Source organism: Camelimonas fluminis (assembly GCF_014656355.1).
Classification (GTDB): Bacteria; Pseudomonadota; Alphaproteobacteria; order Rhizobiales; family Beijerinckiaceae; genus Camelimonas; species Camelimonas fluminis.
Genome location: NZ_BNCG01000024.1, coordinates 12,153 through 12,792, shown reverse-complemented (window position 1 = coordinate 12,792; position 640 = coordinate 12,153).

Here is a 640-nt window from a genome sequence, read left to right as displayed (position 1 = left end):
CCACTGAAGCCAGACGTTCAAGGGATCACCGGCGGCGCTGAGAGCGGCGTAACGGTCCGCCAGATCAACGAAAGCGGGCTGGCTGGCCATCGACGCCTCCGAAATCTGACAGCGTCAGTTTCGCCGAGCTCAGCTCAACCCGCCATGTTTTTAGAGCCATCCACATGTGTCCGCGGGGCAATCCTTGGGTGATGTAACCGCGGTTACATTTATGATGGCGCTGTTGGGTCAGTCGCTGCAATTTGCTCCGCAGTGATATTTCGGGAAAAATTCGTCGGGTGTGTGTTTGGGTGGGGGTCACCCAAAGCGGGGACGACGCGCTAAGCGCAGGCTAGGAACCTTCCGAAACAGCGGCCGAATGTGGGCGTTCCAGGAGGTGTTGATGACTTTGCGTAAACAAGGGCTGTCACTGCTATTGCTGTTTTCTGTCTTGGTGGTTGCCATATGACGAGTCAGGACGTCGTAGCGTTGAACTCATTCCTGAAGACAGGGGCGGTAGTGGCCAACAGCAGCAATCGGCCACGGATGGATATTTACATGCTTGGTCCGCAGAACACATACAACAACGGTGGCAGTAAGCCGCAATCGTCGTACTCCGTCTATCGAGATTGCCAGACGTGTCCCGGAAGGAAGTGCATCC